Below are 5,853 nucleotides of genomic sequence, written 5' to 3' on the forward strand. Positions count from 1 at the left end.
CGAACGGCTCCCCGATGATGTCACCCACCGTCATCCGCGGGTTCAACGACGTGTACGGGTCCTGGAACACCATCTGGATGTTCCGCCGCACCGCCCTCAACCCGGCACCGGACAGCCGCGAGATCTCCTCCCCCTTGAACAGCACCTCACCCGCGGTGGCCCGCTCAAGGTTCATCAGCACCTTGGCCAACGTCGACTTCCCACAGCCCGACTCACCGACGATGCCCAGGGTCTCGCCCTTGCGTAGCTCGAACGACACCCCGTCCACCGCACGCACCGCACCGATCTGCTTCTTGAACAGAATGCCCTGCGTCAACGGGAAGTGCTTGACCAGCTCCCGGACTTCAAGGATCGACTCAGCCACGGAGGGTCTCCTTCCAGAAGTGGCAGGCGCTGCGGCGCGCCAGGTCGCTGCCGTCCTCGTCCAGCACCGGCTGCAGCAACGGCAGTTCGGTGCGGCACCGGTCGGTGGCCGCCTCGCAGCGCGGATTGAACGCGCAGCCGGCCGGAATGTGCAGCAGGCTCGGCGGCAGGCCCTTGATCGCGTAGAGGTCGCGGCCCTTCTGATCCAGGCGCGGGATCGACTTCAACAGGCCCCGGGTGTACGGGTGCGCCGGGCGCGCGTACAGCTCGTGCACCGGCGCGGTCTCCACGATCCGCCCCGCGTACATCACCGCGATCTTGTCGGCCACGTCCGCGACCACCCCCAGATCATGGGTGATCAGGATCAGCCCCATCCGGTACTCGGCCCGGAGCTCCGCCAGCAGCTCCATCACCTGTGCCTGCACCGTCACGTCGAGCGCCGTGGTCGGCTCATCCGCGATGATCAGGTCCGGCTCCAGGGCCAGCGCCATCGCGATCATGATGCGCTGACGCATACCGCCCGAGAACTGGTGCGGATAGTCGTTCACCCGCTCCTTCGCCGCCGGGATCCGCACCCGCTCCATCAACTCGACGGCCTTCTTCAGCGAGTCCTTCTTGGACATCCCCTCGTGCACCCGGAACATCTCGCCGAGCTGCCAGCCCACCGAGAACACCGGGTTGAGCGCGGAGAGCGCGTCCTGGAAGATCATCGCGATCTTCCGGCCGCGGATCTTTCGCCGCTCCTCCTCGGGCATGGTGAGGAGGTCCTCGCCCCGGTACAGCACCCTGCCACCGGTGATCCTTCCGGGCGGGCTGTCCAGGATGCCCATGACGGCCTGCGCGGTCACCGACTTGCCCGAACCCGACTCACCCAGCACCGCCAGCGTCTCCCCGGCTCCGACGCTGTAACTGACCCCGTTGACCGCCTTGGCCACGCCGTCCCGGGTCACGAACTCCACGTGCAGGTCGTCGACCTGCAGCAGGGCCGCGCCCGCCTCGCTCCGCACCGACTTCGCCATCGCCCTGTCCCCTCCGTCTCCCGGTCCGGTCACATCCGTCACCTCCACGCCGCTCACCGCAGCTTGGGGTCGAGCGCGTCACGCACGCCGTCGCCCAGGAAGATGAAGCCCAGGGAGGTGAGCACCACCGCGAGCGAGGGAAGGGTCCACATGTAGTCGTACACGCCGATGAACCCCCGGCCGGCGGCGAGCATGTTGCCCCACTCCGGCACCTCCGGGCTGACGCCGACGCCGAGATAGGAGAGCGAGGCCTCCGCGACCACGGCGGTACCGACGTTGAACGTGCCGTAGATGATGACCGGCGCGATCGAGTTGGGCAGGATGTGCCGCAGGATGACCCTCAGGTGCCCGGCGCCCAGTGCGCGCGCCGCGTGCACGTAGTCCATCTCCCGGGTGGAGAGCACCGAACTGCGTAGCAGCCGCGCCACGGTGGCCCAGCCGAAGATGGCGAGCGAGAGCACCACCGGCCAGACCCCGCGACCGGTCACGGTGATGATGATGATCGCGCCGATCAGCAGCGGGAAGGCGAAGAACACGTCGGCGACGCGCATCGTCAGCGTGTCGTAGAACCGGCCGAAGTAGGCCGCGATCGCACCGAGCACGATGCCGATGGCCAGCGTCAGCAGGATCGACACCAGACCGACGATGACCGCGATCCGGGAACCGTAGATCACCCGGGAGAGCTGGTCGCGGCCGAGGATGTCGGTGCCGAACAGGTGGTCGCTGCTCGGGGGCTTGAGCGTGTTCATCAGGTCCTGCTGCAGCGGGTCGTGCGGGGCGATCAGCGGTGCGAAGACGGCGGTGAGGATCAGCCCCGCCACCAGCACCAGGCCCACCAGGGCCAGCCTGTTGGCGGCGAAGCGGTGCCAGACCTCCTGCCACTCCTTGACCACCTTGATGGCCGGCTCGGCCGAGCCCCCGGCCGAAGACGGATCCTTGCGCTGCCCGGGAACGGCCCTGCCCGGTACGGCGGTTGCCTTCGTCTTGTCGTCAGTCATCTCAGCGCCCTCAGCTCAGCCGGATGCGGGGGTCGAGCATCGCGTACAGCAGGTCGACGACCAGGTTGAGCAGCACGAAGATGGCGACACCCCAGGTCGCCACCCCGACCACGACCGGGTTGTTCTGCTGCTGGATCGCGGTGGACATCGCCATACCGACGCCGTCCCAGTTGAAGATGGTCTCGGTGATGATCGCGCCGCCCATCAGGCCGCCGAACGAGATGCCGAGGTAAGTCACCACCGGGATGACCGAGTTGCGCATCACGTGCTTGAGCAGCACCTCGCGCCTGGGTACGCCCTTGGCGATCGCGGTCTTCACGTAGTCGGCGCGCAGCACCTCCAGCATGGTGCCGCGCATCAGCCGGGCGACCAGGGCCGCGTCCACGATGGCCAGCGTGATCGCGGGCAGGATGACCTGCAGCGGATCGCCGGGATCACCGATCACCGGCACCCATTTGAGCTGCACGGCGAAGAGGTTGAGCATCAGCATGCCGATCACGAAGGTCGGGAACCCGACCAGGATCGTGGTGATCAGCGTGACCACGGTGTCCACCAGCGAGTACCGTTTGAGCGCCGCCAGCGCACCGACGGCGGCGCCGATCGCCGCGTCGAAGACGATGGCGACGACGGCCAGCTTGGAGGTGTTGACCAGCTTGGGGCCGAGGATGTCGGAGACCTGGCGGCGCTGGGTGTAGTCCTCACCCATGTCTCCGTGTGCCAACTTGCCGATGTACGTGCCGTACTGGACGATCAGCGGCTTGTCGAGCCCGTACCGCTTGTGCAGCTCGGCGATCACGGCGGGGTCGCGGGAGCGCTCGCTGCCGGCCAGCGAGCCGACCGGGTCGCCGGGGATGACGAACAGGCAGGCGAAGAGGATCAGCGTCGCGCCGAGCAGCACGATCACCATCTGTCCGAGCCTTCGCAGCAGATACCTACCCATGGCATGTGCCTCTCTGTGGGGTCGTGGCAGAGCGGCGTAGCCCTCTCCCCGTACACCGCCGGGTCCGGCAGGCGACCGGGGGGCCGTCGCCCCCGCCTGGTCGAGACGGGGGCGACGGCGTCGTGCTCGGCCCCTTCGGTCAACTGCGCTGGGGCGCGTACGGATTCAGGAGCGGACCACGCCGGGCGCGAAGGGACGGGCTACTTCTGCGAGACCGCGGCCAGGGTCGGGTTCTCGTTGAAGTCGTAGGTCAGGTTGGCCCACTTCTGGGTGTTGGCGACACGCTGCTGCTGGCGGGTGAAGAGCGGGATCAGCGCCTGGTCCTCACCGATCACGAGCTTCTCGGCCTGCTGGTAGATCTTGTCGCGCGCGGCCTGGTCCTTGGTGCCGGTGGCCTGCTGCAGCAGGGCGTCGAAGGCCGGGTTGCTGTAGCGGCCCGCGTTGTCGCCCTGGGCGGCGTGGGTGGTCGGGTCCTCGTTGATGGAGCCGGTGGCGAGCAGCGGGGCCAGGTAGTTGCCGGGGGTCGGGTAGTCCGCGCCCCAGGCCGCCCGGTACATGCCGGTGGCGTCCACCGACTTGTCCTTCTTCAGCATGTCCTTGAACGGCATGCCGTCGATCTGGACGTCCAGCCCGAGCACGTCCTTGAGCTGCTGGGCGACGGCCTGCACCCAGGCGTCGTGCCCGCCACCGGTGTTGTAGCCGAAGTACAGCTTGGTCCCGGGGGTCAGACCGGCCTGCGCGGCGAGCGCCTTGGCCTTCTCCTTGTCCTGCTTGACGCAGCTGGCGCAGACGCCTTCCTGGTACGCGTCCTTGAAGGCCGAGGGCACCAGCGTGGTGGCCTTGTGGCGGAAGCCCTTGAACACGCCGTTGACGATGGCGTCGCGGTCGATCGCGTAGGAGATCGCCTGACGCGCCTCCTTGGACTTCAGCGGGCCCTGGAAGGTGATCGGCAGCAGGTAGTTCATGCCGTTGGACTCCCAGTCGTACCATTCGTTCTTCGACCCGTAGGTCGCCTTGGCGACGGACAGCTGCTCGGTGGGTATCCGGGCCCAGTCGAACTGGCCCGCCTGGAAGCCCTGGTACTCCAGCTGGTCCGCGTTGGCCGAGTTCAGGATGGAGATCTCGATCCGGTCCAGGTGTGCCTTGGTCAGGCCGTAGCTGTCGTTCCGGACCAACGTGATCTTGCTGTTGTGCTGCCAGGGCCCTTCCATCTTGAACGGCCCGTTGCCGATCGGCATGTCGTTGAAGGTCTTGTTGGTGGCCGGGCCGGCCACCTTCGGCATCGGACTGAACACGGTGTGGAAGGTGCGGAGGTCGAACTCGCAGTCCTTGGTGGCCAGTTTGACCACCAGGGTGGTCGCGTCGGGCGCCGACAGGCCCCGGAAGGTGGTGGCCGAGCCGTCCTGGAGCTCCTTGAAGCCGTCGATCTCGTTCATGTGGTACGCCACGTCGGAGGCCGCATCCTTGGCCGCGACCCGGGCCCAGCCTCGGATGAACGACTCCGCGTCCACCGGTTCACCGTTGGAGAAGGTGGTCCCGCCCTTGATCTTGAACGTCCACTGGCTGCAGTCGTCGTTCGCGGTCCGGCTCTCGGCCAGCGCGTTGCTGACCTTGCCGTTGACGTCGACGCTGGTCAGGCCGGTGAACAGGTTCTGGGCGACCAGGGTGCCCTCGGACTCCTGCACGTTGTACGGGTCGATTGCAGTAGGCTCGACAATGCCCAGTCGGAAGGTTCCGCCGTCCTTGGCCGGTGCATTGTCGCTCGCCGTCGGCTTTCCGCCGCCGCTGCCCGAGCCACCGCCATTACTGCAGGCGGCCACCGCCAGGATCGTGGTGGCAGCCACCGCCGTCCAGCGCATTGTCTTGGTGAGCCTCATTCAACTGCCTCTCGATTCGGGGCGTGGGAACGAAGGACCCTCCACAGCCCGGTTTTCCAGGCATGACGGAGGTCAACGTCAGGCCGCTGACGCCTAGTTGGCGATGCGACCGTCGACGCGCGCAGAGCAACTATCGAGCCCGCCGACCTCGTTTGGAATCTTCCTCACATCTCTTTTCTGTTACACGGCACACACAAGCCGGACCATTGACTGACAGAGCGATACATATCGCCCAAGGAATTACCCATTCCACCCTCCGGATAGCGGACATGATTATCCGGATGCCGAGGTTTTATCGAGAAAGAAAGCCAGGGAAAAGATCACCGGAAAAAGATCGTCTCTCGCGATTCCCCGTCCCTGTGCCTCGCCGGAAATCGCGCCGCGCCCCACCTGATCTCGCGCTCCGCCACGCTCTACCCGATCTCGCGCTCCGCCGCGAAGTGACACGCGGAGTCATGCGCGGCCGCCCCGATCAACCACTCCCTGACGGTCAGCGCGGGCACCTCCACCGCGCACTTCTCCTGGGCCTTCCAGCAGCGGGTGCGGAAGCGGCAGCCCGATGGCGGGTTGGCCGGCGAGGGGATGTCCCCGGACAGGATGATCCGCTCACGCCCGTCGCGGCCGGTCGGGTCCGGCACCGGCACCGCCGACAGCAG

General features: G+C 67.1%; 6 protein-coding genes. All 6 read right to left on the bottom strand.

Annotated features, from left to right (window positions below; all coding sequences use genetic code 11):
* Positions 1-364: ATP-binding cassette domain-containing protein (locus ACZ5ON_RS35560; RefSeq protein ID WP_465601640.1), on the bottom strand; the 364-nt coding region annotated here is incomplete at its 3' end.
* Positions 357-1,382: an ABC transporter ATP-binding protein gene (locus ACZ5ON_RS35565; RefSeq protein ID WP_465601643.1), complete on the bottom strand. Its 1,026-nt coding sequence runs from the start codon at positions 1,380-1,382 to the stop codon at positions 357-359. The genes ACZ5ON_RS35560 and ACZ5ON_RS35565, both read right to left, overlap by 8 nt.
* A gap of 53 nt (positions 1,383-1,435) precedes the next feature.
* On the bottom strand, positions 1,436-2,380 hold the full coding sequence (locus tag ACZ5ON_RS35570; protein WP_465601646.1) for an ABC transporter permease: 945 nt from the start codon (positions 2,378-2,380) through the stop codon (positions 1,436-1,438).
* A 10-nt stretch (positions 2,381-2,390) separates the two neighbouring features.
* Complete coding sequence (locus ACZ5ON_RS35575; RefSeq protein ID WP_465601649.1) at positions 2,391-3,320, bottom strand: ABC transporter permease; 930 nt, start codon at positions 3,318-3,320, stop codon at positions 2,391-2,393.
* Positions 3,321-3,520: 200 nt separating this feature from the next.
* Complete coding sequence (locus ACZ5ON_RS35580; protein ID WP_465601652.1) at positions 3,521-5,197, bottom strand: peptide ABC transporter substrate-binding protein; 1,677 nt, start codon at positions 5,195-5,197, stop codon at positions 3,521-3,523.
* 413 nt (positions 5,198-5,610) lie between these two features.
* A partial coding sequence (locus ACZ5ON_RS35585) for an oligopeptide/dipeptide ABC transporter ATP-binding protein (RefSeq protein WP_465601655.1) occupies positions 5,611-5,853 on the bottom strand: 243 nt, incomplete at its 5' end.

Source organism: Kitasatospora sp. NPDC032150 (assembly GCF_055579945.1).

What these genes read in the sequence shown, in the direction of transcription:
- ACZ5ON_RS35565 (WP_465601643.1), bottom strand. Translation starts at nt 1,382, where the DNA reads ATGGCGAAGTCGGTGCGGAGCGAGGCGGGCGCGGCCCTGCTGCAGGTC.
- ACZ5ON_RS35570 (WP_465601646.1), bottom strand. Translation starts at nt 2,380, where the DNA reads ATGACTGACGACAAGACGAAGGCAACCGCCGTACCGGGCAGGGCCGTT.
- ACZ5ON_RS35575 (WP_465601649.1), bottom strand. Translation starts at nt 3,320, where the DNA reads ATGGGTAGGTATCTGCTGCGAAGGCTCGGACAGATGGTGATCGTGCTG.
- ACZ5ON_RS35580 (WP_465601652.1), bottom strand. Translation starts at nt 5,197, where the DNA reads ATGAGGCTCACCAAGACAATGCGCTGGACGGCGGTGGCTGCCACCACG.